26 protein-coding genes and 1 pseudogene are annotated in these 26,590 nt (G+C 74.3%); 9 read left to right on the top strand and 18 right to left on the bottom strand.

Features of this window, described 5'->3' with window-relative positions; genetic code table 11:
* Positions 1-6: 6 nt before the first annotated feature.
* The 8 genes from ccsB to hemL form a co-directional block, all read right to left on the bottom strand.
* Positions 7-1,089, bottom strand: coding sequence for a c-type cytochrome biogenesis protein CcsB (ccsB, locus tag ABZ312_RS40215; RefSeq protein ID WP_500358737.1), 1,083 nt, complete (start codon positions 1,087-1,089; stop codon positions 7-9).
* Entirely contained in the window at positions 1,086-2,858 is a 1,773-nt protein-coding gene (gene resB, locus ABZ312_RS40210; RefSeq protein ID WP_500329471.1) for a cytochrome c biogenesis protein ResB, read from the bottom strand. Before resB ends, ccsB begins: the two co-directional genes overlap by 4 nt.
* A 3-nt stretch (positions 2,859-2,861) precedes the next feature.
* Complete coding sequence (locus ABZ312_RS40205; protein ID WP_500329470.1) at positions 2,862-3,620, bottom strand: cytochrome c biogenesis CcdA family protein; 759 nt, start codon at positions 3,618-3,620, stop codon at positions 2,862-2,864.
* A gap of 1 nt (position 3,621) precedes the next feature.
* Positions 3,622-4,239: a TlpA family protein disulfide reductase gene (locus tag ABZ312_RS40200; protein ID WP_500329468.1), complete on the bottom strand. Its 618-nt coding sequence runs from the start codon at positions 4,237-4,239 to the stop codon at positions 3,622-3,624.
* Between the two features lie 87 nt (positions 4,240-4,326).
* Positions 4,327-4,899, bottom strand: a complete 573-nt coding sequence (locus ABZ312_RS40195; protein ID WP_500329466.1) for a type 1 glutamine amidotransferase domain-containing protein — start codon at positions 4,897-4,899, stop codon at positions 4,327-4,329.
* 92 nt (positions 4,900-4,991) lie between these two features.
* Entirely contained in the window at positions 4,992-6,305 is a 1,314-nt protein-coding gene (locus ABZ312_RS40190; protein WP_500329464.1) for a polysaccharide deacetylase family protein, read from the bottom strand.
* A gap of 197 nt (positions 6,306-6,502) precedes the next feature.
* Positions 6,503-7,177, bottom strand: a complete 675-nt coding sequence (locus ABZ312_RS40185; protein ID WP_500439855.1) for a histidine phosphatase family protein — start codon at positions 7,175-7,177, stop codon at positions 6,503-6,505.
* Entirely contained in the window at positions 7,174-8,487 is a 1,314-nt protein-coding gene (hemL, locus tag ABZ312_RS40180) for a glutamate-1-semialdehyde 2,1-aminomutase (RefSeq protein WP_500439854.1), read from the bottom strand. Before hemL ends, ABZ312_RS40185 begins: the two co-directional genes overlap by 4 nt.
* A gap of 106 nt (positions 8,488-8,593) precedes the next feature.
* Between hemL and ABZ312_RS40175 the strand changes: the two genes are divergently transcribed.
* A complete protein-coding gene (locus ABZ312_RS40175) occupies positions 8,594-9,172 on the top strand; it encodes a hypothetical protein (RefSeq protein ID WP_499513305.1) in 579 nt (192 codons plus the stop codon).
* A gap of 32 nt (positions 9,173-9,204) precedes the next feature.
* Here ABZ312_RS40175 and ABZ312_RS40170 read toward each other — a convergent pair whose 3' ends face one another.
* Complete coding sequence (locus ABZ312_RS40170; protein ID WP_500439853.1) at positions 9,205-9,513, bottom strand: hypothetical protein; 309 nt, start codon at positions 9,511-9,513, stop codon at positions 9,205-9,207.
* A gap of 426 nt (positions 9,514-9,939) precedes the next feature.
* On the opposite strand from ABZ312_RS40170, the gene ABZ312_RS40165 reads away from it, so the two are divergent.
* Positions 9,940-10,248 carry a hypothetical protein gene (locus ABZ312_RS40165; protein WP_500439852.1) on the top strand — a complete coding sequence of 103 codons (309 nt, stop codon included), beginning with the start codon at positions 9,940-9,942 and terminating at the stop codon, positions 10,246-10,248.
* Positions 10,249-10,260: 12 nt separating this feature from the next.
* On the opposite strand, the gene ABZ312_RS40160 is transcribed toward ABZ312_RS40165, so the two are convergent.
* The 4 genes and pseudogenes from ABZ312_RS40160 to ABZ312_RS40145 form a co-directional block, all read right to left on the bottom strand.
* Complete coding sequence (locus ABZ312_RS40160) at positions 10,261-10,989, bottom strand: hypothetical protein (protein WP_500439851.1); 729 nt, start codon at positions 10,987-10,989, stop codon at positions 10,261-10,263.
* A gap of 17 nt (positions 10,990-11,006) precedes the next feature.
* Positions 11,007-11,114: pseudogene (locus tag ABZ312_RS40155) on the bottom strand (DUF4332 domain-containing protein); the annotation flags it as partial.
* Positions 11,111-11,539: a hypothetical protein gene (locus tag ABZ312_RS40150; RefSeq protein ID WP_500439850.1), complete on the bottom strand. Its 429-nt coding sequence runs from the start codon at positions 11,537-11,539 to the stop codon at positions 11,111-11,113. The gene ABZ312_RS40150 and the pseudogene ABZ312_RS40155, both read right to left, overlap by 4 nt.
* Positions 11,540-11,681: 142 nt before the next feature.
* On the bottom strand, positions 11,682-12,428 hold the full coding sequence (locus ABZ312_RS40145; RefSeq protein WP_500439849.1) for a bacterial transcriptional activator domain-containing protein: 747 nt from the start codon (positions 12,426-12,428) through the stop codon (positions 11,682-11,684).
* A 487-nt stretch (positions 12,429-12,915) separates the two neighbouring features.
* Between ABZ312_RS40145 and ABZ312_RS40140 the strand changes: the two genes are divergently transcribed.
* The 3 genes from ABZ312_RS40140 to ABZ312_RS40130 all read left to right on the top strand — a co-directional run bounded on the left by ABZ312_RS40140 (position 12,916) and on the right by ABZ312_RS40130 (position 14,417).
* Positions 12,916-13,143: a hypothetical protein gene (locus tag ABZ312_RS40140; RefSeq protein ID WP_499513299.1), complete on the top strand. Its 228-nt coding sequence runs from the start codon at positions 12,916-12,918 to the stop codon at positions 13,141-13,143.
* Positions 13,144-13,222: 79 nt separating this feature from the next.
* Complete coding sequence (locus ABZ312_RS40135) at positions 13,223-13,987, top strand: hypothetical protein (RefSeq protein WP_500329458.1); 765 nt, start codon at positions 13,223-13,225, stop codon at positions 13,985-13,987.
* On the top strand, positions 13,977-14,417 hold the full coding sequence (locus ABZ312_RS40130) for a protein-tyrosine phosphatase family protein (RefSeq protein WP_500439848.1): 441 nt from the start codon (positions 13,977-13,979) through the stop codon (positions 14,415-14,417). Before ABZ312_RS40135 ends, ABZ312_RS40130 begins: the two co-directional genes overlap by 11 nt.
* On the opposite strand, the gene ABZ312_RS40125 is transcribed toward ABZ312_RS40130, so the two are convergent.
* From ABZ312_RS40125 to ABZ312_RS40115, 3 genes are read right to left on the bottom strand one after another with little or no spacing between them, the layout of a single operon-like run.
* The gene (locus tag ABZ312_RS40125; RefSeq protein WP_500439847.1) at positions 14,396-14,686 is read right to left on the bottom strand and encodes a glutaredoxin domain-containing protein; all 291 of its coding nucleotides are present in this window, start codon (positions 14,684-14,686) and stop codon (positions 14,396-14,398) included. The two genes, ABZ312_RS40130 and ABZ312_RS40125, sit on opposite strands and share 22 nt — an antisense overlap.
* Positions 14,683-16,047, bottom strand: coding sequence for a M1 family metallopeptidase (locus ABZ312_RS40120; RefSeq protein WP_500329454.1), 1,365 nt, complete (start codon positions 16,045-16,047; stop codon positions 14,683-14,685). The genes ABZ312_RS40125 and ABZ312_RS40120 overlap by 4 nt, the downstream gene beginning before the upstream one ends.
* The gene (locus ABZ312_RS40115) at positions 16,044-19,961 is read right to left on the bottom strand and encodes a Pls/PosA family non-ribosomal peptide synthetase (protein ID WP_500439846.1); all 3,918 of its coding nucleotides are present in this window, start codon (positions 19,959-19,961) and stop codon (positions 16,044-16,046) included. The genes ABZ312_RS40120 and ABZ312_RS40115 overlap by 4 nt, the downstream gene beginning before the upstream one ends.
* Before the next feature lie 862 nt (positions 19,962-20,823).
* Between ABZ312_RS40115 and ABZ312_RS40110 the strand changes: the two genes are divergently transcribed.
* Both ABZ312_RS40110 and ABZ312_RS40105 read left to right on the top strand, forming a co-directional pair.
* Positions 20,824-21,726 (top strand): MEDS domain-containing protein, encoded by a 903-nt coding sequence (locus tag ABZ312_RS40110; RefSeq protein WP_500439845.1) that lies wholly within the window; start codon positions 20,824-20,826, stop codon positions 21,724-21,726.
* Positions 21,726-22,154, top strand: a complete 429-nt coding sequence (locus ABZ312_RS40105) for an ATP-binding protein (protein WP_500329451.1) — start codon at positions 21,726-21,728, stop codon at positions 22,152-22,154. The genes ABZ312_RS40110 and ABZ312_RS40105 overlap by 1 nt, the downstream gene beginning before the upstream one ends.
* Positions 22,155-22,385: 231 nt before the next feature.
* Here the strand turns inward: ABZ312_RS40105 and ABZ312_RS40100 are convergent, their stop codons facing one another.
* Positions 22,386-23,117, bottom strand: a complete 732-nt coding sequence (locus ABZ312_RS40100) for a DUF429 domain-containing protein (RefSeq protein WP_500329450.1) — start codon at positions 23,115-23,117, stop codon at positions 22,386-22,388.
* A 113-nt stretch (positions 23,118-23,230) separates the two neighbouring features.
* On the opposite strand from ABZ312_RS40100, the gene ABZ312_RS40095 reads away from it, so the two are divergent.
* Entirely contained in the window at positions 23,231-23,770 is a 540-nt protein-coding gene (locus tag ABZ312_RS40095) for a hypothetical protein (RefSeq protein WP_500329449.1), read from the top strand.
* Between the two features lie 38 nt (positions 23,771-23,808).
* Here ABZ312_RS40095 and ABZ312_RS40090 read toward each other — a convergent pair whose 3' ends face one another.
* Positions 23,809-24,801: a helix-turn-helix transcriptional regulator gene (locus ABZ312_RS40090; protein WP_500358745.1), complete on the bottom strand. Its 993-nt coding sequence runs from the start codon at positions 24,799-24,801 to the stop codon at positions 23,809-23,811.
* A 62-nt stretch (positions 24,802-24,863) separates the two neighbouring features.
* On the opposite strand from ABZ312_RS40090, the gene ABZ312_RS40085 reads away from it, so the two are divergent.
* On the top strand, positions 24,864-26,177 hold the full coding sequence (locus ABZ312_RS40085; protein WP_500329446.1) for an FAD-binding oxidoreductase: 1,314 nt from the start codon (positions 24,864-24,866) through the stop codon (positions 26,175-26,177).
* Positions 26,178-26,590: the final 413 nt, after the last annotated feature.

Raw genomic sequence — 26,590 nt, 5'->3', positions numbered from 1 at the left:
CGGGGCTCAGACGCCGGCGTAGGAGTGCTTGCCGGTGATGAAGATGTTCACGCCGTAGTAGTTGAACAGGAAGCAGGCGAAGGCGAGCAGCGCCAGGTAGGCGGCCTTGCGGCCCTTCCAGCCGGCGGTGGCGCGGGCGTGCAGGTAGGCCGCGTAGACCACCCAGGTGATGAAGGACCAGGTCTCCTTGGGGTCCCAGCCCCAGTAGCGGCCCCAGGCCGCCTCGGCCCAGATCGCGCCGGCGATGATCGTGAACGTCCACAGCGGGAAGACCATGGCGTTCACGCGGTACGCGAACTTGTCCAGGCTCGCGGCCGACGGCAGGCGGTACATGATGTTCGCCCAGGTGCCCTCGGAGGTGCCGGAGGCCGCGAGGCCGGTCTCGTAGCGGTCGCGGAACAGGTAAAGCACGTTCGCCACCGCGCCCAGGTAGAGCACCGCGCCGGAGATGATGGCGCAGGAGACGTGGATCCACAGCCAGTAGGAGTGCAGCGCCGGGACCAGCTGGTCGCTGTCGGTGTAGAGGACCGAGACGGCGAGGCCGAGGTCGAGCAGGACCGTGGTGGTCAGGAAGAGCCCGATCCAGCGGACCTTCTTGCCCAGCAGGAGCAGCACCAGGTAGGCGGTGACCGCCGTGGCGCCGAAGGTCGTGGAGAACTCGTACATGTTGCCCCAGGGGGCGCGCTGCACCGAGAAGGCGCGCGCCGCCACGGCGGCCACGTGCAGCGCCCAGGCCAGCACGGTCAGGGACACCGCGATGCGGCCGTAGAGGTCGCCCTGCTCGGTGTCGCCGGCCGCGCCGGGGCCGTCGGCGAAGCCGCGGTCACTGGCGGAGGCCCGGGTGACGACCTCGGGGCGCGCCAGGGTGGCGGTGCCGCCGCCCTGCTTCACGGTCACGGTGACCGCGGGCGCGGACCCGGCGGCGCCGGGGGCGAGCGCGGCGGAGGTCTTGGCGACCTTGCTGCGGCTGCCGAAGACCCACTCCGCGATGTAGGCGAGGAAGGCCAGCGTGTAGACCGCCATCGCCGAGTAGATCAGGTAGTTGCTGAGGTGGGCGACGTTCTCGTTGACCGCGGCAGCGATGGTCACGCGCGCGCTCCTTCGTCATCGGGCAGGGGTTCTTCTGAGGGTTCGGGGTCCGCTTCGGGCAGCGGCGGGGCCGTGGCCGTGAGGTCGGCGGCGAGCTCACCGAGCTCGTCGGCGATCCGCGCCGACTCGCTGCGGCCGAGCCCGGCCAGCTCGACGACGGTGGCACCGTCCGCGCCGCGCACCGCCCGCACCCAGACCCGGCGGCGCTGGATGAACAGCGAACCGGCCAGGCCGAGGATGGCGGCGACGGCGCTCACCAGCGCCCAGCCGTTGCCGACCTGGTGGGAGACCTGGAAGGTGGCCCAGGTCTTGACGCCGTCGAAGGTGAGCGAGCCGTCGCCGTCGGGCAGCGCGAGCGTCTCCCCCGGCTTCATCGCCTTGCTCACGATCTGGCCGTCGGCGTCCTTGAACTGCTTCATCTTGTCGGTGTCGAGCTGGTACACGTTCTGCGGCAGGCCGGCGTCCACGCCCAGGTCGCCGTGGTAGGCGGTGAGGATCAGCGCCGGGTAGTCCAGGGCCGGGAAGGACGAGTGCGGGCCCTGCTGCGCGTTCAGCGCGAAGGTCGGGGTGAACAGGCCCTGGAAGCCGTACTGGGTCTTCTTGTCGGCGTGGTCGCGGACGTCCATCGCCTTGATCACGCCGACCGAGGTCTGGTTGCCGTCCTGCGGCAGGAACGGCACCGGGCCCTGGAAGACGACGTTGCCCTGACCGTCCTTGACGGTGACGACGGGCGCGTAGCCGTGGCCGATCAGGTAGACCTTGGAGCTGCCCACCTCCAGCGGCTTGTTGACCTCGATCGCGGACTTCGTCTGCTTGCCGCCCGGGCTCGTCCAGTAGCGGATGTTGGCGCGGAAGGTGCGCGGCGTGCCCTTCTGCGGGCCGCTGCGCGCGTACGAGGCGTTGAAGCCGTCCAGCTTGAAGCCGAAGGTGTCCAGGTCGTCGGCGTCGTAGAAGGTGCCCGGCTTGAAGTCGTCGTACTGGGTGAGCGTGTTGTTGAAGCCGTCGCCCTCGACGATCAGTTTGCCGCCCTCGGCCTTGAACAGCCCGCCCACCGCGAAGGAGATCAGCAGCCCGAACAGGGCGATGTGGAACATCAGGTTGCCGGCCTCGCGCAGGAAGCCCTTCTCCGACGCGACCGCCGTACCGGTGACCTGGGTGCGGAAGCGGCGGCCGCGGAGCGCGCGCCGGGCGGCGGCGAGCACCGCGTCCGGCTCGGCCTCGGTGCGCCAGGTCGCGTACGCCGGGAGCCGGGTGAGGTTGCGCGGGGCGGCCGGCGGCTTGGCGCGCAGCTGGCCGACGAACTGCCAGCTGCGCGGGACGATGCAGCCGGCGAGCGAGACGAACAGCAGGATGTAGATCGCCGAGAACCACACCGAGCTGTAGACGTTGAACAGCCCGAGCTTCTCGTAGAGCGGCGCCAGGGTGGTGTGGGCGTCCTTGAAGGCCTGCGCCTTGATCTCGTCGACGCTGGTCTGCGGCACCAGCGAACCGGGGACGGCGGCCAGCGACAGCAGGAAGAGCAGGATCAGCGCCACCCGCATCGAGGTGAGCTGGCGCCAGATCCAGCGCGTCCAGCCCCACACCTCCCGCCCGGTCCAGGCGAGTCCGCCGGCCGTACCCGGCCCGCGGACGCCGCCGAAGGAACCGGGCACGACCTGGCCGAGGTCCTCGACGGGCGCGGTCGACAGCTGTGCGCCGGCCGCGCCGAGGTCGGCACCGGCGCCCGCCGCCGCGTCGGGGGGTGCCCCCGCGGTGTCTTTCGAGCTCATGGATCAGATCCCTGGAGTGAAGCCGGACGACCAGATCTGCATCTGGTAGACGATGTGGTCCCACACGCCGGTGACGAGCAGCAGGCCGACAGCGACGAGCATGCCACCGCCGAGGCGCATCACCCACACATAGTGGCGCTTGACCCAGCCGAAGGCGCCGAGCGCACGGCGGAAGGCGATGGCGGCCAGTATGAACGGCAGGCCGAGGCCGAGGCAGTAGACGGCGGTGAGCAGCGCCCCGCGGCCGGCACTGGCCTCGTTGAAGGCGAGGAAGTTGACGGCGCTCAGCGTCGGTCCCAGGCACGGCGTCCAGCCGATGCCGAAGAGCACGCCGAGCAGCGGCGCCCCCGCCAGGCCCATCGCGGGCTTGCGGTGGAAGCGGAGCTCGCGCTGGGTGATGCCGCCGACCACCCCCATGAAGGCGAGCCCCAGGACGATGGTGAGCGCGCCGAGCACCCTGGTGATGACCGTCTTGTGCACCAGCAGCGTCGTGCCGAAGTTGCCGAACAGCGCGCCGCCGGAGACGAAGACCGCGGTGAAGCCGAGGACGAACAGCGACGCGCCCACGAACATCCGGCCGCGCCGGGCCTCGGCCAGGTCGGTGCCGGTGACGCCGGTCACGTACGACAGGTAACCGGGGACGAGCGGCAGCACGCACGGCGAGAAGAACGAGACCAGGCCGCCGAGGAGCGCGACCGGCACGGCGGCGAGCAGGGCGCCGTTCACCACGGTCTGGTTGGCACCGGCGGCGATTACGCTCACGTCACTTCTCCGCGATCACCGGGTCGAGGACCTCGTGCAGTTCGTCGGCGCTGAGCTCCTTCAGCGCGCGCACCGCGATCTTCCCCTGACGGTCGATGATCAGCGTGGAGGGAATGGCCTGCGGGTTGACGCTGCCCTTGGGGAAGCGCAGCACCAGGTCCCCGGACGGGTCGTAGAAGCTCGGGAAGGGGATGGCGAATTCCTTCTCGAAGGCCTTGGCCTGTGCGGTCTGCAGGTCCCGGGTGTTGATGCCGATGAACTGCACGCCCTGCGCCTCGGTCTCCTTGGCCACCTTGGCCAGGTGCGGCGCCTCGGCCCGGCAGGGCGGGCACCACGAGCCCCAGATGTTGAGGACGACGACCTTGCCCTTGTGGTCGGCGAGGCTGAGCGGGGCTCCTTCGACGGACTTCCCGCTCAGCTCCGGCGCTGCCACCCGGTGGCCCGGCTTGACCGTGGAGATCTCACCGGTGCCGCCGACGTAGTTCGTTCCGGGGCCGGTGCCGTCGGAGGACGCGGTGGAGGTCGAGCAGGCCGTGACGGCCAGCGCGAACGCGGCTGCTCCGGCCAGTGCCGCGGCACCGCGGAGCGGACGGCGTCGGAGGGCGCGCGTAGGACTCATGTGAAAAGTTTCGCATGAGGCCGGGAGCGATCTCGCGCACCCCCGACAGCTTTGCCGAAAGCGGCAAATGCCCCAAGTAAGCGACGGTTAATCGCGGCTCCGCGTCTGGTGCGCGAACTCGTCCACCAGGGCGTCCTGGAAGGCCTTGAGGTCGCCGGGCCTGCGGCTGGTGACCAGGACGTTGGGGCCGTCGCAGTCGACCACGACCTCCTGGTCGATCCAGGTGCCGCCGGCGTTGGTGACGTCGGTGCACACGCTGGGCCAGGAGGTGAGGGTACGTCCGTGCACGACACCGGCCTCCACCAGCAGCCACGGCGCGTGGCAGATCGCCGCGACGGGGCGGCCCTCGGTGAAGAAGTCCCTGGTGAAGCCGACGGCATCCGGGTCGAGCCGCAGGAGGTCGGGGTTGGCGACGCCGCCGGGGAGGACCAGTGCGTCGAAGTCCGCGGCGACCACCTCCCCGAGCGTGTCGTCGACGGGGAAGGTACCGGCCCGGTCGAGGTGCTCGAAGGCCTGCACGCGGCCGTGGCGGGTGGAGACCAGCCGGGGCGTCCCGCCCGCCTCGCGGACGGCCTCCCAGGGGCCGGTGAGTTCGGTCTGCTCGACGCCCTCCGGCGCCACCAGGAACGCGATCTTCCTCCCCTGCAGGGACGCGCGCATGGCCTCCGACCTCCTCGGCTCGGTCCTCCGGGGACGTTCCCGTTCACCGGCTCGCCTGCCCGCCGCCCCCAGGACGAAACGGGTGGAACCGTCTAGGAGGGGGAGGAAGAGGAGGAGGGCGTGGTGGACGGCGTGGTGGAGGGGGACACGGAGGAACGTTCCTGCGCGAGGAACCGGCGCCAGCCGCCCGCGGGGCGCTGCCCCGGGCCGAGGGTGCGCAGTTTCGCCAGCACCGCCGGGTCCTGCGCGTCCAGCCAGTCCACGAACTGGCGGAACGACACCAGGCGCACATCCCCGTGGTCGGCCATCCGCCGCAGCGCGTCCTCGACGGCGTCCATGTATATCCCGCCGTTCCACTGTTCGAAGTGGTTGCCGATGAACAGCGGCGCGCGGTTGGTCTCGTACGCCCGGCGGAAGCCCCCGAGGTAGGCGTCGCGGGCCTGCCGTCGCCAGGCCGGGTAGTGAGCGGGGTTGCCGCGCGTGGAGTTCACCGACTGGTTGGCCAGCATGTTGTAGTCCATCGACAGCACCTCGAAGGAGCGGCCGGGGAAGGGCACCGCCTGCAGCGGCAGGTCCCACAGCCCGTGGCTCTTGCCCGGCCACACCTGCAGGCCGCCCGGCCCGCTGGCGTCGTACCGCCAGCCCAGGCGGGCGGCGGTGGGCAGCAGCGAGCGCTGGCCCAGCAGGCAGGGCGTACGGCCGCCGATCAGCTCCTTGCGGTAGTCGAAGGGCAGCGGGGGCAGGTCGGTGAAACCGGTGTGGGTGCGCCAGTTCTCCACGAAGCCGACGGCCTGTTCGATCTCGCTGCGCCAGTCGGCCGGGCTCCAGCGGCCCACCGAGCCCGCTCCCGCGCAGAAGTGGCCGTTGAAGTGCGTGCCGATCTCATGGCCCTCGAGCCAGGCCAGCCGCAACTGCTCGAGGGTGGCGCGGACGTGGGCGTCGGTGAGGTAGCCGATGTCGGAGGCGCCGACGGGATTGCGCGGCGGCTTGTAGAGCCTCTTCTTCGACTCGGGGAGCAGGTAGACGCCGGAGAGGAAGAAGGTCATCGCCGCCCCGTGCTCGCCTGCGAGCTTGCGGAACCGTTCGAAGAGCCCGTTGTCCAGCTCGCCCGCCCCGTCCCAGGAGAAGATCACGAACTGCGGTGGCGTCTGCCCGGGTTCCAGGCGCTCCACGGCGGGCTGATGGGGCTGCGGCCCGGTGTCGGCCGTCGAGCCGTCGCCGATCGTCCGCACCGACGGGGACGGGGAGGGCCGCCCCTGCGGGCCGCCGGCGGACGGGGTGGGCGACGCCGACGGCCCCTCGCCGACGCGCCGGCCGCCGGGGCCCTCCCCGGCGCAGCCCGCCAGCCCGGCGGCGGCCGCTCCGGCCGCCAGGCCCAGTACCCCTCGTCGGCTGATCTCCCGCATTCCGCGCCCCAATCCCCGTGCGTCGCCCCTGCTCACCGCCCTAGATGCCGTACGTGTACGGCAGGTTCCTTCGCGGGGTGCACGAATTCGCCGGGCGGGGCACCGTATCGGGCCACGCGGCGGCGGCCGTCACGGGGTGTACCGGAGGGCGCCGGTCCGCGTGACCGGTGCCCTCCGGAACCGGCGGGAGGCGGTCGTCAGGCGCCGAAGCCCTTGCTGCCGCCCTTGACCGGCTTCGCCCCGGCCAGCAGATGCGCCGGGACCAGGTCGCGGGCGGGCTCGGTGTAGCCGACGGAGACGATCCGGTCGTCCTCGAACGTGAAGGACGTCAGGCTCGCCAGGGTGCACTGCCGCTTGCGCGGGTCGTGCCACAGGCGCCGCTGCTCCACGGCGCTGCGCACGATCCAGATCGGCAGCTGGTGGCTGACGCACACCGCCTCGTGGCCGCGGGCCGCGTCCCGGGCCGCCTCCAGCGCGGCCGTCATGCGGACGACCTGCTCCGCGTACGGCTCGCCCCAGCTCGGCCGGAACGGGTTGACCAGGTGCTTCCAGTTGGCGGGGCGCTTGAGCGCGCCGTCGCCGACGCCGAAGGTCTTGCCCTGGAAGACGTTGTCCGCCTCGATCAGCCGCCCGTCGCTCGCGACGTCCAGACCGAGGACGGCGCCGATCGGCGCCGCGGTCTCCTGGGCGCGCTCCAGGGGGGACGCGACGACGTGGGTGATGTCACGGCCCGCGAGGTGCTCGGCGACCCGGTCGGCCATCTTCCGGCCCAGGTCGGACAGGTGGTAGCCGGGCAGGCGCCCGTAGAGCACGCCGGTGGGGTTCTCCACCTCGCCGTGCCGCATCAGGTGGACGACTGTGATCTCGCTCATGCGGTGGCCTCCGCTGCGGCGCGGGCGGCGGCCGGCAGGGCGGCCGCGATCCGCTCGATGGCGGCGCCGTCGTGCGCCGACGACACGAACCAGGACTCGAAGGCCGAGGGCGGCAGGTACACGCCCTGGGCGAGCATCGCGTGGAAGAAGGCCGTGAAGCGGAACGCCTCCTGCTGCCTGGCCTCGTCGTAGTTCGTCACCCGGTCACCGGTGAAGAACACCGAGAACATGTTGCCCGCGGTCTGCAGGGTGTGCGTCACACCCTCCTTGGAGAGCGCGGCGGTCACCAGGCCCGACACCTCGGCGGCGACGGAGTCCACCACCTCGTACACCGCGTCGTCCAGCAACCGCAGCTGGGCCAGGCCCGCGGCGGTGGCCACCGGGTTACCGGAAAGCGTGCCCGCCTGGTAGACCGGGCCCGCGGGCGCGAGGTGCGCCATCACGTCGGCACGGCCGCCGAAGGCCGCGGCGGGGAAGCCGCCGCCCATCACCTTGCCGAAGGTCATCAGGTCGGGACGGACGCCGTCGATGCCGTACCAGCCGGCCCTCGACACACGGAAGCCGGTCATGACCTCGTCGGAGACGTACAGCGCGCCGTTCTCACGGCAGAGGTCCGCCAGGCCCTGGTTGAAGCCCTCGGCCGGCGGCACGACGCCCATGTTGCCGGGCGACGCCTCGGTGATCACGCAGGCGATCTCACCGGGGTGGGCGGCGAACGCGGCCCGTACGGCCCCCAGGTCGTTGTAGGGGAGCACGATCGTGTCCCCGGCCTGCGCGCCCGTCACCCCGGGGGTGTCGGGCAACCCGAAAGTGGCAACCCCGGAACCCGCGGCGGCCAGCAGGGCGTCCACATGACCGTGGTAACATCCCGCGAACTTGATCACCTTGGCCCGGCCCGTGAACCCGCGTGCCAGCCGGATCGCCGACATCGTGGCCTCGGTGCCGGAGGAGACCAGCCGCACCTGCTCCACCGGCGCGACACGCGCCACGATCTCCTCGGCCAGTTCCACCTCGCCCTCACCGGGCGTGCCGAAGGACGTACCCCGCGCAACCGCCGCCTGCACGGCGGCGATCACCTCGGGGTGGGCGTGGCCGAGGATCATCGGCCCCCACGAGCAGACGAGGTCGACGTATTCGCGACCATCCGCGTCCTTCAGGTAAGGACCCGTTCCGGACACCATGAACCGGGGCGTACCGCCCACGGCACGAAAGGCACGTACCGGGCTGTTCACCCCACCAGGGGTCACGGCGGCTGCTCGATCGAACAAGGTCTGAGAAACTGGCGCTTCGTAGGCGTACGGATAGCTCACAAGCACATGCTCTCAAATGCCGGGCGTTGCGCGACGAGGTATCGACCGTGCATCTGAGACGATGATCGGGTTGCGTGGTTGGGTCTGCGGATGGTCGGGTAGTGGAATGCAGCGCGGTGGCGAACGCGGTGACGTGGGCGGCGGGGCGGACGACCCCGACGCGGAGCACGCCCGCCCCACCGGTCGGCGCCGCCGGCCGCCGAAAGAGCGCGACAGGGCCGTTGAGAAAAGCGGGAGCAGGGGTGGCCGAGTGGGGGTGACCTACAAGTACTTCGGCGCACCCGATGGTGCAACCGCCGCGCGGGTCCCCATCTCGATGCGACCCGAGGAACTCGGCGGCGACGAGCTGGGCCAGGGGATGTACACCAAGGTCAAGCCGGAGACCATGGCCGCCATGGTGCTGACCGGCATCGAGGGCATACCCCCGGCCAAGGTCCCGCCGCTGGAACTCGTCGTGCTCCACCCCGACTACGCCGTCGTCAAGCTGCCCCACTCCGTCGTCGAGCCGTTGCGCAAGGCCGATGAGGAGGCCCTCGGCGCCGCCGCCTTCATCTGGTCCACCGTCCCCGACCGCCGCGGGCCGCGGGACGCGTTCGTGATCTACACGATGCTGCACGAGTGGCAGGACTTCGCCCAGCGCTGTCACGAGAGCGGGCACCAGCTCTACTGCCTGGTGTGGCCGTGACGGGCGCCGGGCGGGTGCGGATTCACTGACGGTTACAGCACCACCACGACGACGCCGTTGTCGTAGCCGTAACCTCCGTAGCCGTAGCCTCCGTAGCCTCCATAACCGCCGTAGCCGTAGCCGTAGCCACAGTCGTCGTCGAAGTGATGGCCGTAACGCCATCCGTAACCCCAGTCGCCGTAGCCCCGGCAGCCGTCCCCGTGAGTGACGACGGACTGGTGCGAGGCGGGGGCAGCCTGTTGCGGCGCGGCGCCGGCCGCGCCGGCTCCGACGAGGGCGAGGATCGGGGCCGCGAGTGCCGCTGCGGCGACCCGGCGGATGGTCGTGCTCGTGACGCGCATGGTCGTTCCCTTCGAGATGCGGAACGTAGGCGCCGGCCGTGGGGGACCGGGCGCGGGTCGCACCGGCCGGTGCGCGTGGCACGGGTGCGACGGGGGGTGCGTCCGGGTCTCAGGTGCGGACGCACCATCACAGACGTGAAATGTCGGACGGGATGCGGCTCATAGGAGCATCCCCTGACATGAACCTTAAGTTCCATTACTCCCCGCAGTCAATACATAGGGTGAAATCCCCTAATTTCGGACTCGATTCATGCGGTGGGAACTTCTCCGGTCACGAAGGGTGACGAAATCGGTGACGGCCCGTCGTCCGCCGGTCACACGAGGCGCCCGTACAACCGGGGTTGATCGGGGCGGATCGGGCATCAACCCGGTACGCGGGGCGGTTCGCCGCCCTCCCCTGTGCCCTTCGCGCGGACGGAGACGAGCATGAGCGAGACCCACGAGATGCGGCTGGCGGAGACGAGGAGCTCCGGCGCCGAGGAGTGGTACTGCCCGGTCTGCCGGCGGCGGATCCTGCTGCGGTGGCCGCCCCACTACGAACTCCTAATCCTCGAACGCGGTGACGAGAGCGTCGCGCACGCGGGCGGCAAGGGCGGGGTGTCGCTCACCGGCACCGAACTCACCGGCCCCCCGCAGCCGTTGGCCGGGCTGCCCGGTCCTCCGGGCCCGGAGGACCGGCGCTGGCTGCGGGAGATCGGTGTCGAGTGGGACGAGGACACGGACTCGGCCGCGTGACGCGGTGGCACGTCACACGGTGAGCACGAGCCCGTCCACCGTGGCCGCCAGCGCGCTGGGACGGTGCCCGCCGGGTTCGCGCAGGCTCACCGCGATCCCCAGACGGTGGGTGCCCGGCGGCAGGCCGGGCAGCGACAGCCGTACGACCGGATCGCCGGCCCGCAGCACGCCCCGGTCGTCCGCCAGCACGCGACGGCCCGCGCCGCCCGGGCTCGCGGTGACGGCCGCGTAGTACGCGAAGCACGCCCCGGGACCGCTGGCCGGGGGCAGGGCCAGCGTGACGTCCAGCGTGAACGGCACCCCCGGCCGTACGGCGCCGCCCGCGACCGCCAGCAGCGGCTCGGCCAGCAGCGTGACCGGCGGGGCGACTCCGGCACGGGGATCGCCGTCGCCCCCGGTCGCGGTCGCCCGTCCGGGTCCGGGGACGGGATCGGGAACGGAACCAGTACCGGGACCGGGACCTGGACCTGGACCGGCCGGGCGGCCCAGGACGCAGGCGAGCAGCGCTCCGGCGTCCCACTCCGGCCAGTGCCGGGTCTCCCCGGTGCGCACCCTGCGGATCTCCGTCGCCCGGATCCGCCCCCGGTCCAGCCGCACCCGCAGCACGAAGCTCTCGTACCCGGCGTCCGCCGGCTCCGCCTCCGGCGCCGGCCCCGGCGGCGGGACCGCCGAGGCCAGCTCCGCGGCGTCCTTGCGCCACTGCTCGACCCGGACCGCGGAGACCACGCGCAGGTCGCGCACGCGGCGACCACCTCGTCCGTGGACGCGGCCGACAGCTCGGCGTACGTACGGATCCCGGCGGCGGCCAGCAGGCGCGCGGTGGTCGCACCGACGCCGTCGATCCGGGTCAGCTCGTCCTCGTTCACGGCCCCTCGACGACCTCGATCACCGGCAGCGTGGTGAAGGCGCCCATGCCCCGGGCACCGGGGAACTGGACCATCGCCGAGACCTGGTAGAGCCCGGGCCGCAGCGTTCCGGCCGGGAGGACGACGTCGGTGTCGGCGCCGCTGTACACCGTCTTCGCGGGCGCCGGACGTGTGACCAGGCGCCCGTCCACCGAGCGCGTGACGTCGCTGGTGCCGGAGAGCGAGGCGAAGGCGTAGGTCACCCTGAAGGGCGTGTCGTGGAGCAACGGCAGCGTGAGGCCACCGACCTCGAAGGTCACGCTGACGGTGATCGGCAGGGACGCGGTGAGGACCAGGCCGGAGGGGACGGCGTCGTTGTCCGTCACCAGGATGTCGCGGGTGTCGATGCCGAGGACGGGGTTGTTCAGGTCGGGCTGTGCGGGCATGTTCTCTCCCCTGCGAGGTGGGCGCCGGCGCGGCGGCGGGTCGCTGCCGCGCTCGGCGTCCGTTCTTCCGCACCGCGCTTAACCGGCCGCCGTGCCGTCGCTTAACCCGGCGGCCGCGACGCGATAAGCGCGGGCGCGCCGCTCACACCGGCAGGTCGTCGCGCAGCCGTTGGTGGAGCTCGACGGTCTCGCGCTGCGGCGGCACGCCGAGTTCCTCGCGCAGCGTCCGCACGCAGGCCCGGAACTGGAGGATGGCCAGATGCGGTTGGCCGATCCGGCTCAGGCAGCGCATCAGCCGCCGGTGCGCGGTCTCCCGGCACGGGTCCAACGCGACCAGGCGGCGGCAGAGTTCGGCGCACGGGGCGTAGCGGCCCGCGGTGAAGTGCAGTTCGCTCAGCCGGGCGAGGGCGTCGAGGTGGGCCAGCCGCAGCCGCTCCCGGTGCAGGACGGTCCACTCCTCGTACGGCGACTCGGCGAGGAACTCGCCCCGGTAGAGGGCGAGCGCCCGCTCGTACTCCTCGGCCGCGCCGGTGCGGTCGCCCGGTCCTCCGCCTCCCGGGCGGTGCGCAGCAGCAGGTCGAACTCGTCGCAGTCCAGCCAGAGGCCGAGCCCGGGACCCAGCCGGTAGGCACCGCAGCGGAAGACGACCACGGGTTCGCCGGTCGCGGTACCCAGCGTCTGGCGCAGTTGGTGCATCGCGACGCCGAGGCTGTTGCGCGCCGCCCCGGGGGCCGAGTCCGGCCAGAAGGCGTCCATGAGCGTCTCCCGGTGCGGCCAGGGGTCTCGGTGGGTGAGCAGGAAGGCGAGCAGGGAACGGGTGCGGTGGCCGTGCCAGCCCTCGGCCGGAACAACCGTCGACGCTGACGCTGAGCGAGCCGAGCAGGCCCACCGCCAGCAGCGGCGCGGCGGGACGGTCCGGTGGCTGTTCCGGTGCGCGCGGGCCGCGGCGGAAGCGGGCCCACAGCCGGGCGCCGACGGCGTCGCCACCGGACGGGACCGGGCCGGCGGGAGCGGAAGGGCCGGCGGGAGCGGTGCGGGCGGCTGACGGTGGCTCGGCATGACGCTTCCCCCTGAGGCTTCTGCCTGGCGCCCCTCACTCAAGGACGCCGGTCCCGGCCTGTCAATCGGCGCCCGGGGCACCGGCGGGCCCGGCGGGGCCCACAGTGACGCCGGCGACGGCCGGGGCCGCCGGGACGCCGCCGCGCCGGTCCGCGCACGCCCTCCCGCCCGCGCCGGTCGTACGACGGGCCGAGCCCCGGGCCCGCCGGCTGCGGTACGTCCCGCCCCGCGCGGGGCTGCGATCGCCGCGCGGGCGGAGCCCGGACATACTGGACTACCGGCACCAAGAAGGGCATGACCGACCCGGAGGCACCACGATGCCCGTGTACGAGATGCGCGCCGAGTACGACACCGAGGACGGCGGCCCGGCCGACGGAAGCCCGCTGAGGGCGTGGCACATGGTGGAGGACGGCGCCGCGACGGGGCTGTGCGGGCGGGAGCTCTCCCCCGCCGCGGCCGTGCAGGCGGAGGACGTATGGGGAACGCCGGCGGCGCAGCCCTTCTGCCACAGTTGTGGCGCGCTGTATCTGCGTCATACCGCTTGAGGCGGCGGAGCATAGCCGCTCGAACGCTTGTCCCGCATGCGGAACCCCGAAATTCCGGAGCGGGTGGAATCATGTGCGGATGCTGCTCACCGAGATCGACGCCGTCAATTGGAATGCCATTCCCACGCCGCGGCCGCGCCCTCGGACCGCCGACGCCCGGGACGGGGCGCGGGCCGAACGGCCCGACCCCGCGGCCGGGCTGAGGGCACTGGCCGCGGCCCGCGACCTCGAGGGGGTCGCCTCCGCCGTGGCGGCCCTGACCAGCAGTTCCCTGCTGCGCGGACGCACCGGCGAGGTGCTCCCCGGCGCCGTGGTCGCGGCCCCCTTTCTGCTGGACATCGCCGAGCAGGGCCATCCGCACGCACGGGAGTCGGCGGTCGTCCTCCTCGACGGCGCGATGCGGTCCGCGCCGCTCGCCGATTTCAGCCGCTTCCGCACGCCGGCCGGACATGACGCCCCGTTGTGCTGCGCGATAGCCGAACTCGTCCGCGCCCGCCGGGATTCCCTGGCGGAATGCGGGAGGTCCGGGAAATACCTCCTCAAAGCGAGCGACGCCCATTGGCGCTTCGACATCCGTGAGGCCTCGGGCGCGTCGGGCGCGTCGGGCGAGATCGTCGCCCTCGGCATCCTGCAGGGCGGGCTGCCCGCGCCGTCCTCCGGCGGCGAACTCCACCACGACGGCTCGGTGACCGCGGTCGGCGCCGTGGGCGTCGAGTGCCCTCCCGTGGACGCCACCGCTGAGGCGTGCCTGCGCCTGTCCGGCCTGGCGGCGGACGCCGCGGACGGCGGCGAGCTGGCCGGCGCCGTGCTCTACCCGGCGGCGTGCGGCGGCCATGGGCGCTGAGCCCGCCGCCGGCTGGGAGCCGGGCGCCCCGGGGGTACTGCGGCTGCCGTCGGGGCGGCTGGTGCGTGGACGGGGGCTGCGGCACCCGCTGCCGGCCGGTCCCGTCCCCGTGTTCGGGCTGTACCTGCTGGGCCACGAACCCCCGGCGGTGGCCTGGGAGAGCCGCTGGGTGCGCTGGCCGGACTTCCGGCTGCCCGCGGACCGTGCGGACGCCGCCCAGGCGCTGCGCGCGGCGTGGCAGCGTGCTGCGGACGAGCGGGTGGAGGTCGCCTGCGGTGGCGGGCTCGGCCGTACGGGGACGGCCCTGGCGTGCCTGGCGGTGCTGGACGGGGTGCCGTCCGGTGAGGCCGTCGCCTACGTCCGGGAGCACTACACCCGGCGCGCGGTGGAGACGCCCTGGCAGCGCCGCTACGTGTCGCGGTTCTCCTGAAGGTGCGGGGCGTACGCCCTGACCGCCTCCTTGAGCTGCCGCAGCGAGGGGTTGACCAGGGGCCGCCCCGCCACGGTGACGGTCGGCACGGTCTCGTTCCCGTCCGCCACGGAGCGCACGAAGGCGGCGGCGTCCGGATCGCGCCAGATGTCGACCGTGGTGTGGCGCAACCGCGTGAACAGCAGTTGCGCCCGCAGTTTCCTGCAGAACGGGCAGCCCGGCCGCCGGTGGACGACGATCCCGCCCCCGTCCGTGTGCGCGCCACTCATGCTCCCCCGCTCGGCAGGCGTGGCAGCCGCGTCCCGTGCAGCCACGGGTGGAAGACCAGCGCCTCCAGCGGCCGGTCGGTGTGCTCCTGGGCCAGGGCGGTGAACTGCCCGGTGGTCACGGTGCCATGGCGGTGGGCGGCGGCCCAGGCCCGCAGCAGCCGGAAGAACGCCGGGTCCCCCATGACCGTGCGCAGCGCGTGCAGGGTGAGGGCGCCGCGCTTGTACACCCGGTCGTCGAACATGTTCCGGGCACCGGGGTCGGCCAGCCGCAGGTCCTGGGGCTGGGCGGCGAGCCTGGCGTGGGCGCGGGCCGCGTTGCGGGCGGCGGGCGCCTCGCCGCAGGACTCGGCCCACAGCCATTCGGCGTACGCGGCGAAGCCCTCGTTGAGCCAGATGTGCCGCCAGTCGGCGAGGGCGAGGCTGTTGCCGAACCACTGGTGGGCGAGCTCGTGGGCGACGAGGCGTTCGGAGCCGCGGCGGCCGTCCAGGTGGTTGCTGCCGAAGACGGACAGCCCGTGCGCCTCGACCGGGACCTCCAGCTCCTCGTCGGTCACGACGACCGCGTACTCGCCGAAGGGGTAGGGCCCGAAGAGCTCGCTGAACACCTCCATCATCCGCGGCTGGCGCCCGAAGTCGTGGTCGAAGTCGGCGGTCAGGCGCGGCGGGACGGCGGCCGGCTGGGGTACGGCACCGCCGAGGTGGTCGATGAGCTCGTACAGGCCGATCTGCACGGTCGCCAGGTACGGCGGCATCGGCCGCGGCTGGTCGTACACCCAGGTCGTCGTGGAGGCGCCGACCCGGTACGACTCCAGGCTGCCGTTGGCGACGACCGTGTACGGCGAGGGCGCGGTCACCGTGATCCGGTAACCCGCCCGGTCGCCGAGGTGGTCGTTGCAGGGGAACCAGGAGGGCGCGCCGATCGGCTGGCTGGCGACGAGCGCGCCGTCCTCCAGCTGCTCCCAGCCCAGCTCCCCCCAGTCGCGGGAGCGGACGGGCCTCGGGTTGCCGACGTAGCGGACCTCGACCGCGAACGGGCCCTCGGGCAGCGCCTTCGCGGGCTTGATGCGGAGCTTCCCCGCGCGGTGCGTGTAGCGGGCGGGGCGCCCGTCGACGAGGACCCGGTCCAGACGGAAGGCTCCGAGGTCGAGGCTGAACGCGGAAAGGGCCCGGTCCGCCAGCGCGGAGATCCGGGCCCGGCCCGAGAGGCGGTTGGCCGCCGGGCGGTACTCCAGTTCCAGGTCGTAGTGGGTGACCCGGTAGCCGCCGTTGCCGTGCTCGGGGAAGTAGGTGTCCGCGGACACCTCCGCCCCGGGCGTGGCGGGGACGGCGGCCCCGCCACGCACGCGCTTGCCGTTGCTCACCCTGTGCGGGCCCCCTCTGTGTGCCAGGCGGAGATCGGGTTGCCGAGCCAGCGGGTGCCCTCGGGCACGCTCTCGCCCCGCATGACGAGCGAGGCGGGACCGATCGCGCTCCGGGCCCCGACCGTGGCCCCGGGCAGCACGATGCCGTGCGGGCCGAGGCTCGCGCCCTCCCCGAGTACGACCTCGTCCATCCGCAGGATCCGATCGTGGAACAAGTGTGTCTGTACCACGCAGCCGCGGCCGACGGTCGCGCCGTCCCCGACCCGGACCAGGTCCGCCTCCGGCAGCCAGTACGTCTCGCACCATACGCCGCGCCCGATCCGCGCCCCCAGGCACCTCAGCCACAGGTTCATCAGCGGGGTGCCGCCGACCGCGCCGACGAGCCACGGCACGGCCAGCACCTCGACGAAGGTGTCGGCCAGTTCGTTGCGCCACACGAACGAGCTCCACAGCGGCCGTTCGCCCGTCCGCACCCGTCCGACCAGCAGCCACTTCATCACCACGGCCACCGCGCAGGCGACCGCACCGGCGCCCGCGAGCAGCGCACCGCCGGCGGCGAGCGCCACGGGCGCCCCGTACCGGTCGGCCACCGCCGCGTACCCGGCGAGCACCAGCACCACCAGCGCGACCGCGCACATCACGGGGACGACCCGGCACAGCTCGACGGCCGCGCGGGCCAGCACGAGCCGCCGGGGCGGCGCGAAGGTGCGGCTGCGGTCGCCCGCCTCGGGGACGCGCGGCAGCCGCATCGGCGGCATGCCCAGGTAGGAACTGCCCGCCTTGGCCCCCTTGGGCGTCGCCGAGAGCACGCCGACCAGGCCGTTCTTCGGCACCGAGCGGCCGGGGGCGGTCATGCCGGAGTTCCCGAGGAAGGCCTTCTTGCCGATCCGGGCCTCCGCGATGCGCATCAGGCCGCCGCCGAGCTCGTAACTGCCCACCATGGTGTCGTCGGCGAGGAAGGCCCCGTCGCCGACGGTGGTCATCGTCGGCAGCGCCAGCACGGTGGACGCCTCGACGTGGCGGCCGACCTTCATGCCGAGCGCCCGCAGCCACACCGGCGTCAGCAGGCTGGCGTAGAGCGGGAACAGGTGCGCGCGGGCCCGGTCCATGAGCCGGGCCGTCGTCCACGCCTGCCAGGCGACACGGCCGTGCACGGGGTGGTGGCCCTCGCGCAGCCCGACGCCCAGCAGCCGCACCCCGGCCAGCACCAGCAGCGCGTACGTCAGCAGCCAGGCGAGCGTGGCCAGGGGCACGGCCGCGACCGCGGCGGGCAGCGGCGCGGCGCCGGCGCCGCGCAGGAACCGGGCCAGCACCAGCAGGGCGGGCAGCGCCGACACCGCGGGCAGCAGGTCCAGGGCGAAGGCGGTCGCCTCGTACGCCGCCGACCAGCGCAGCCGTCGCGGCGGGCGGGAGTCGGAGCTGCGGTGCGGGGCCTTGCCGGTGCGGACGGCGGGCACACCGCCCCAGCGCTGTCCGGCCCGGACGGCGCCCACGACCGCGGAACCGGGGGCGATCTCGGCGCGCTTGCCGATCCGGGCGCCGGGCAGCAGGGTGCTGCGGGAGCCGACCGTGGCGCCCGCGCCGACGCGGATCTTGCCGATGTGCAGCAGGTCGCGGTCGAGCCAGTGCCCGGACAGGTCGACCTCGGGCTCCACGGCGCTGCCCTTGCCGAGCTTGAGCATGCCGGTGACCGGCGGCGGGGAGTGCAGGTCGGCGCCGTCGCCGACCTTGGCGCCCAGCGCGCGGGCGTAGTGGCTCAGCCAGGCACCGGTGAGGTTGCCGGCGCCGCTGACCTGCGCGAGGCGTTCGGCGGCCCACAGACGCAGGTGCACCGCCCCGCCGCGCGGGTAGGTGCCCGGGCGCACCCCGCGCAGCAGCAGCCGGGCGCCGCCCGCGGAGACGGCGACCCGTCCGGCGGGGCTGATGAGCAGCGCCCAGCCGGCCAGCACCCACCACCAGGAGACGGCCGGGACCCACGGGAACGGGCCGAGGAGGCGCAGCGCGTTGCCGATCGCGGCCGCCACGACGCCCCAGCGCAGTCCGGCCAGGACGAACAGCGGGAGCATCAGCGCCAGCTGGACCGCCGCGGCGCGCCTGGGCACCGGCCGTACGGGGCGCGCGGCGGCCCGGCGGGCGTCGGCCTCGTCCAGGCGCGCGGCGAGCGCCCCGAGGGTGGGGTGCTGGTAGACGTCGCCGACCGCGGCCGCGGGGTAGCGGGTGCGCAGCTGCGAGACGAGGCGGGCGGCGGTCAGGCTGCCGCCGCCGAGCGCGAAGAAGTCGGCGTCCGGCCCGGTCACCGGCGCGCCGAGGAGCTCGCCCCACAGGCCGGCGAGCAGCCCCTCGGTGCCGCCCAGTTCCGCAGCGGGCGCGTCGAGCCCGGGCAGCGGCCAGGGCAGCGCGTCCCGGTCGACCTTGCCCGAGGTCCGGGTGGGCAGGGTGTCCACGACGGCGAGCAGCGGGACGAGGGCGGCCGGCAGCGCCTCGCGGAGCCGGGCGAGCGCGTCGGCCTGGTCGAAGTCACCGGTCACCGCGACGTAGCCGACCAGGATCTGGTTGCCGCCCTTGGTGGTGCGGACGGCGGCGGCCGCGCCGGCGACGGCGGGCAGCGCCTGCAGCGCGGCGTCGATCTCGCCCAGTTCGATGCGGCGCCCGCCGAGCTTGACCTGCTCGTCGGCGCGGCCGACGAAGACCAGGCCCTCCGCGTCCGCGCGGACCAGGTCGCCGCTGCGGTAGGCGCGGTCCCAGCCGAGGGCGGGCAGCGGCGCGTACTTCTCGGTGTCCTTGGCGGGGTCCAGGTAGCGGGCGAGGCCGACCCCGCCGATGACCAGCTCGCCGGTCGCGCCCATGGGCAGCGGTTCGCCGTGGGCATCCACGACGGCCAGCTCCCAGCCGTCCAGGGGCAGTCCGATGCGGACCGGGCCCTCGCCGGTGAGCTGGGCGGCGCAGGCGACGACGGTGGCCTCGGTGGGGCCGTAGGTGTTCCACACCTCACGCCCCTCGACGGCCATCCGTTCGGCCAGTTCCGGCGGGCAGGCCTCGCCACCGAAGATCAGCAGGCGGACGTCGTCCAGCGCCTCGACGGGCCACAGCGCGGCCAGGGTGGGCACGGTGGAGACGACCGTGATCCCCTGCTCGACGAGCCAGGGGCCGAGGTCCAGCCCGGTGCGGACGAGGGAGCGCGGCGCGGGCACCAGGCAGGCGCCGTGCCGCCACGCCAGCCACATCTCCTCGCAGGAGGCGTCGAAGGCCACCGAGAGCCCGGCCAGCACCCGGTCGCCGGGTCCCAGCGGCTCCTCGGCGAGGAAGAGCCGGGCCTCGGCGTCCACGAACGCGGCGGCCGAACGGTGGGTGACGGCGACGCCCTTGGGCTTGCCGGTGGAACCGGAGGTGAAGATGATCCACGCGTCGTCGTCCGGCCCGGGACGGCGGCCGACGGTGCCGCGGGGCTCGGCGCACGGGGTGACCGTGAGGTGCTCGCCGATGACGGCGCACACCTCCGCCTCGGAGAAGACCAGCCGGGCGCGTTCCTCGGGGTCCTCGGCATCGACCGGCACATAGGCGGCGCCCGCGGAGAGCACGGCGAGGACCGCCACGTACAGGTCGGCGGTGCCCGAGGGCACCCGTACGCCCACCCGGTCGCCGGCGCCGATGCCGGCCTCCGCCAGGCGGCGGCGCAGGCGCTCGGTCGCGGCGGCCAGGGCCCGGTAGCTCAGCGTCGTGGTGCCGTCGTCGACGGCGGGTGCGGTGGGGTGCGCCCGGGCGGTGGCGGCCAGGACCCCGAGCAGGGTGCGCCCGGGGGCTGCGTCGCCGGCCCGGAAGACCGCCCGTGCGGGGCACAGGACGCCGGAGGTGCCGGCGACACCGGCGGGCGCGGGGTCCTCGAGGAGCGGGATGGGCGATTCGACGAGGGTCATACGGTGCTCCCCGGCTCGGCCGAGCCGGGGGTCGGTGGCGCCGCCGCGGACGCGCCGGGCACCTTGTTCCGGTCGCTCACGGCCAGAGACAGACGCATGTCAAACCCTCCAAGAACTCAGGACCACTGCGGCGCCGGGTGCCCCTCGACCGGCCGGCCGGGGACCACGGTGTCCCGGCGCGCGGGACCGTCCCCGCGACTGGCGCACGCCCGGCGTCCCCGTACCGCGGCCGTCCGGACCGGACGGCCCGTGGCCTGGGGCCCCTCACCCGGCGTCACAAATGGCGAACAGGGAGTTTACCCGCGCTTAATCCCCACAGCCCGCCGAAAGGGGCGTACGTGGCCGCTCTCACAGTCGTGCCGGGCCCGGCGGGGTGTCGCCGCCACCTCCTTCCCACGGCCGATCCGACGGTCCCCATGCCGTGCACCGGCCCTCGCCCGGCGGTCGGGCCGGGGCACGTACGCCGCCCGTGGCGTCCCCGGCCGATGCTGTCCGGCCGGCGGGAAGCGGGACCACCATGTGTGACGCACGCCACAGACCCGACGGACCCCAGCTTGGCACGGGCCGCCGCTCCCTGCTGCGGGGCGGGACCTCCGCTCCCTACTGGACCACGGCAGGGACGCGAACACCGGCTTCACGGCGCATCCGGGTGACGTCACGCAGAACGGCCGGGCCGGCGTCCGGGCGGCCGGTGCGTTGATCGCCCGTCCGTCACATCGCGTTGACGGACGGGCGCTTCCGGGCAGCTCCGGCGTGCCCGCGATCGCTCCCCGCGCGATCCCGGCCAGAGTCGGTCCCGCCTGGCGGTCCCGCGGTGCGCGCTCCTACCCTCGGCAGCTCGGAAACCAGGGGGTGAGGACCGATGCCTGCCGCGGATGTGCGGGTCGTGCCGGTGCAGCGGATGCGGCCCGGCGACCACGCGTTCGTCAGTTACGACGGCGACCACACACGCTGGGACGTCCTGGCCGCGTTCACACGGCTCGGGCTGGCGGCCGGCGAGCGGGTCATGGTCTTCGCCGCCCCCGGCGTGCCGGACCGGGAGGTGCTCGCCCACCTGGGTCCGGCCGACGACGCCGGGCGGCCCGGGGACGCCGACGCACGGGTGGAGTCGGCGCACCGGCGCGGGCAGCTCGTGCTGAGCAGCATGCGCGAGCTGATCCGTCCGGACCTCGCGTTCACGGCGGTACGGCAGCAGGGCCGGCTCGCCGAGGAGACGGACCGCGCGGTCCGCGAGGGGTACGCGGGCCTGCGCGCGTACATCGACATGCACTGGGTGCGCGACATGGGCGCGCCCATCGACGCGATGGTGCACCGCGAGACCCACGCCGACCACCTCTTCACCGGACGGCCGTACGCGGAGATCTGCGCCTACGACCGCCGGTGGTTCACCGGGGACGTGCTCGACGCGATGGCGCAGGCCCACCCGCGCAACCTGCTGACCCGGCTCGGCGCGCTGTACGCGGCGCGCACCGAGGGCCTGCTGCGGCTGCTCGGCGAGGCCGACCTCAGCACGCGGGATCGGTTCCACGGCGTGGTCGAGGACGCGCTGCGGCGGACCGTGGAGGGCGGGCGGCTCGTCCTGGCCCTGCGCGACCTGCACTTCCTCGGCGTCGGCTGCGCGACGGAACTCCTGACGCTGGTGGCCGCCGCCGGGGAGCGGGGGGTGCGGGTGGAGGTCCGCTGCTCCGCCTTCCACTTGACGCTGCTGCGCACGCTGGGCGCGACGTCCCTGCCGGGGCTGACACTGATCGAGGTGAGCGGCTGATGCTGGAGGAGCTGCACGAACCCTCCGCCGGCGATCCGGCCGCCGGGGGCTGCTGGCTGGAACGCGACTTCACGGAGGGCGAGCTGCCCCGACTGCGGGTACTGGCCGAGGAGTTCGCGATCTGGGCGGGACTTCCTGCGGCACGCCGCGGCGAGTTCGTCCTCGCGGTGAACGAGGTGGCCTCCAACGCGATCACCCATGGCGGCGGCCGCGGCCGCCTGATGCTGCGCCGGACCGACGGCGAGGTGCAGTGCCGGATCACCGACGCCGGCCCCGGCTTCAGCGCCGCCGTCATCCCCGAGCTGCTGCCCGGCCTCGACTCCCGCTGCGGGCGCGGCCTGTGGCTCGCCCGCCTGGTCACCGACCACCTCACGATCGCCACGGGCCCGGTCGGCGCGGTCGTCACCCTCGCGATCCGCCTCCACTGAGCGGACGGCGCCCGGGCGGGGCCAGGCGGCTCGGGACGCCGCGCGGCGCCCGAGCACGCCTCCGGCGGCCCGCGGCGCAAAGCCGTTGCCCAAGTACGAGTCGTGGCGGCGCCGTTGACTCGTACCCAAGGGGCCTCCAGGGGGCCCGGCCCCGGCGCGGGATGCCCACGCACCCCGGCCACCACGGTCACGTCGCCGCGTCCACCCTGCCGCCCGCACCCGCATCCGCGCTCACGGCAGGGCCGGGAGCGTGCCCTCACCGGGGAGGTGGATCCAGCCCTCGACGGCGGCCGCGTGGATCTGCTCCGGGCCGGCGGGACCGCGGGTGAGTCCGCGCTGGACGGCCCGTGCGGCGAGGGCGGCGACCAGCGCGTCGAAGGCGTGCTCGCTGCCGTCGTACGCGGCGCGTTCGGCCGGGCCGCACCGCAGCCAGGGGGCGGCCGCGCGGAGTTCGGCCGTCGAGCGCTCGGGGCCCAGGCCCCATCGTCTGCGGGACGCCGCCGGGTACACCTCGGCGATCCGACCGGAGCCGTCACGGGCCACCGGGCGGTCGCGGGCGGCGAGTTCGTCGGCGAGGTGGGCCCAGCGGGCGGCGGTGGCGCCCAGCCGGTCGAAGGCGACGGACAGCGGCCACCGGCCGCCGAGTTCCTCGTGGGTCAGGACGTCGGTGCGGCGGTGGCGCAGGGTCGCCCGGTACGCGGAGGCGTCGGTGCCCCGCCCGGGCCACGGCGTGCCCGCCGCGTGCGCGGCGACGGCCTCGACGAACGGGATCGGCCAGCCGAAGGGGCAGTCCACCCCGGCGCGTTCCCCCGGCTCCAGTCCGCACAGCAGGTCGGCCAGCACGTCGTCGGCGCACCCCAGCAGCGGCGGGGAGACGACGGCCGTACCGTCACCGGGCCAGGTGACAACCGCGACCGCGGTCGTCCGGGGGCTCGCGGCCAGGTCGATCCCGAGGGTGCGCACGGTCCCATCATCCCCGCCGCGCGGCGGGCGCGGCGGGGCGCGGCTGAACGTTCCGGTGCCGGGGTGCGTATCCCCTGCCGTACCGCACTGCAGCCAATGGTGAGGACCGGCCGATGAACGCTCAGAGCAACGTCCCCTTCCAGGGCCTTCAAGCGCTCCCCGACGGCGAGGCGGAACTGCCGCTCGTCGTGCACCTGCGGTGGGAGGACCTCGCGGCGCTGGGCCGTGAGGCGAGCCGGCTGGCGGTGCGGCTGCAGCGACCGGTGAGCCTCGACGAGGCGGCCGGGCACCATCTGCGGACCCGTTTCGGGGTGAGCCACGCGCCCGACAAGGACGAGCACCCGAAGACCGAGGCGAGCCGTGCGGTCACCGCGGCGGTGCCCTCCTCCGCCGCCCCGATGGCGATCGCGCCGGGTGCCGCGCAGCAGTCCGGGGGCGCCCACGCGGCTCCCACCCATGCGGCCCCCGCGCACGCCTCGGCCCACACCTCCGCGCACGCCTCGGCCCACACCTCCGCGCACACCTCCGCGCACACCTCCGCCCCGGCGTCCGGCACCGGGCTCATGCCGGGCCAGCAGCCCGAGCACCCGGGCAGGATGGCGCCGCTCGGTGGCCGCAACGTCGTGGAGCAGCCCACGACCGCCGCCGGGTAGCTCCCCGCTCCCCCGGCAACCGCTCCCCCGGCAACCGCTCACATCGCCGCGAGCGCGCGCCCGACGTCCCGCAGATGGGCGCGGAGCGCGGCCGGGGTGTCCTCGTCGAGGACGACGGGGAGCCCGGCCAGCGCCACGAGGTCGTGCGTGATCAGGTCCGGCGAGTCCGCGCCAAAGGTCACCCGGCAGCGGCCCTCGTCCAGCGGCGTCACCCGCCCGGGCAGCGGCGCCGGGAGGCGGGCCAGCACCTCGGCGGCCGGCGCGCCGACCGTGGCCGCGGCCGTGAAGCGGTAGGGGGCGGCGGTCAGCGTCGCGGCGAGGTACGCGGCGGGGTCGGCACCCGGGCCGCCGGGCAGGTCCCGCGGGGTGAAGCGGCGGTGGACGGGGGCGGGGCCGGTGAGCCGGTCCAGCCGGAACACCCGCCAGCCCGCGCGGTCGGTGTCGTAGGCGATGACGTACCAGCGCCCGTACGCGGTGGCGAGGCTGTGCGGCTCGGCACGGCGCCGCTCCGGGGCGGCGGCGGCGCGGCCGCGGTAGTCGAAGGTCACCACCTCGTGGTCGCGGCACGCGGCGGCGAGGACGGCCAGTGCGTCCGGATCGGCCTCCGGAAGCGGCTGCCCGACCGGGACGCGGACGGAGGCCGCGCCGACGGCGGCGACCCGGGCCCGCAGCCGCGCGGGCAGCACCTGCTCCAGCTTGGCCAGGGCACGCACCGACGTCTCCTCGATGCCCGCCACACCACCGCCCGCGGCGGCCGTGCGCAGTCCGACGGCGATCGCCACCGCCTCGTCATCGTCCAGCAGCAGGGGCGGCAGGTCGCGGCCGGAGGCCAGCCGGTAGCCACCGGCCGTGCCCGTGGTGCCGTGCACGGGGTAGCCCAGTTCGCGCAGCCGGTCGACGTCCCGGCGCACGGTGCGGCCGGTCACGCCGAGACGGCCGGCGAGCTCGGCGCCGGACCATGTGCGGCGGCTCTGCAGCAGCGAGAGCAGCCGCAGCATCCGGGCGGGCATCGTCGGGCGGTCCGTCGTCATGCGCCGAGATTTCCACAGCCTGGGGACAGGATGTGTCCTCAAGCGCTCCTAGCGTCGTCCCCATGTGGACGAACACGCACGAGGACACCCTGATCACCCCGGACGACGCGGGGTACGACGCCGAGCGCTCCGGTTTCCAGACCGCCTATCTCCACCGCCCCGACCTGATCGTCGCCGCCCGGACCGCCGAGGACGTCCGCGCGGCGGTGGTCCACGCGGCGGCCCGCGCGCTGCCGGTCGCCGTCCAGGCCACCGGGCACGGCCTGTCCGTGGCCGCCGACCGGGGTGTGCTGATCAGCACCCGCCGCATGCGCGCGGTCCGGGTGGATCCGGTTGCGGGCACCGCGTACGTCGGGGCGGGTGCCCGCTGGTCGGACGTCGTCGCGGCGGCCGCGCCCTTCGGGCTGGCGCCGCCGAGCGGTTCCTCGCCGGACGTGGGCGCGGTCGGCTACACCCTCGGCGGCGGACTGGGCCTGACGGCGCGCCAGTACGGCTGGGCCTGCGACCACGTACGGGCCTTCGACGTCGTCACGGCGGACGGCCGGGCCCGGCACGTCACCGCCCGGAGCGAGCCGGAACTCTCGTGGGCGCTGCGCGGCTCCGGCCACGGCCTCGCCGTGGTCACGGGGATGGAGATCGGGCTGCTGCCCGTGCCGGCGCTGTACGGCGGGCAGTTGGTCTTCCCGGCCGGGGCGACGGAGGAGGTGCTGGAGGCGTACCTGCGCTGGACCCGGGAGGTGCCCGAGGAGCTGACGTCCTCGGTGGCCCTGGTCCCGGCCGGGCCCGGGGGACGGCACCTCGCCTCGGTGCGGATCGCCTTCAACGGCCCGGCGGCGGAGGGCGAACGCCTGGTGGCGCCGCTGCGCGCGACCGGGCCGCGTACGACCGACGACCTGCGGCCCGTGCCGTACACCGAGTCGGGCGCCATCCACCGCGACCCACCGCGGCCGCACGCCTACGCCGCCGACAACGCCGTGCTGCGCGACGTCGACGCGGCCGCCCTGCGCCGGGTCCTGGCGGCGGCCGCCGGCACCGTCGTCGACCTGCGCCACCTCGGGGGCGCCCTGTCCCGGCCGCCCGCCGTACCGGGCGCGACCGGCCACCGCGACGGGCGGTTCCTGCTGCGGGTGATCTCGGCGGCAGCGCCGGAGATGGAGCCGGTCCGGGCGGTGCAGCGCCGCGTCCTGGCCGAGGTGGCCGACCGGACGGCCGGGCGCTGCCTGACCTTCGTCTACGGCGACGGGGCGGGGGCCACCCCCGCCCAGTTCGGTTCCGGCCACCCGGCGCCGGACGCCGAACGCCTCGCCCGCCTGAAGGCGGCCCTCGACCCCGGCGACCTCTTCCGCTTCAACCGCGGGGTGCGGCTGGGAGGCTAGCCCGCCCGGCCCGACCCGAACGCCGTGTACGTGACCCGGCTGCCGCGGTGGGGAGACCCACGAGGGGCCGCCGGGGTTGTACTCGGCCGTGTCGTCACATGCCCTCCCCCAACCTTCGGCCGGGGGTGCCCCCACCCCGCGCCGCTCCCCCAGCCGGCGCTGGGAGGTGCCCCAGGCACGGCACTCCCCAGCCTTCGGCCCGGGGGAGTCGTCGAATCGTCCGAGTAGCCCACTACGAGACGACTCTCCGCCTTGCGATGCACCGCACCTGGGGGCACCTCCCAGCGGAGCTGGGGGAGCTCATTTTGACGACACGACCTAGTGTCCTGAGTCGTTGATTCGGTTCAGATATCCGGCGAGGCGTTCGAAGATTTCGTCTGCGGTTTTCGTCCAGACGAAGGGCTTGGGGTCGT

It is taken from the genome of Streptomyces sp. NPDC006207, assembly GCF_040613835.1.
In the GTDB taxonomy this organism is placed as follows: domain Bacteria; phylum Actinomycetota; class Actinomycetes; order Streptomycetales; family Streptomycetaceae; genus Actinacidiphila.
The sequence above is the reverse complement of the archived record's forward strand: the minus strand, read 5'-3'. Positions and strand labels throughout refer to the sequence as shown.